Genomic DNA, 273 nt, shown 5'->3' with positions numbered 1-273 from the left:
AATTTCCCGAAGTACCGCGCGGTACTCCGTCTCGCCGCGCTTGGCGCCGAGCCTCAGCAGCGCTGGCACGAGCATGGGGACCGCTTTGAAGGCCTGCAGGATGTGATATGACTCGCTGCCGCCTTCTGATGTCAGACGTAGGACGTACCCAAGGGCAATGCGGGCTTCGTCCTGGATGCTGCCGGCTGGCACGGACGCGTTGTCGACGGCGGCGCGACCTAGAAGCACGCCTATCGTCGAGGCGTGCTGCTGGAACGGATGAAGGAAGGTGTG

General features: G+C 63.7%; 1 protein-coding gene. It reads right to left on the bottom strand.

The genetic code is table 11. From position 1 onward, the window contains the following. On the bottom strand, positions 1-273 hold a 273-nt coding region (locus SB822_RS57125), incomplete at both ends, for a hypothetical protein (protein ID WP_410859110.1).

The organism is Paraburkholderia sp. SIMBA_054 (assembly GCF_046534875.1).
Classification (GTDB): Bacteria; Pseudomonadota; Gammaproteobacteria; order Burkholderiales; family Burkholderiaceae; genus Paraburkholderia; species Paraburkholderia hospita.
This window is presented reverse-complemented; position numbering and strand designations above follow the sequence as displayed.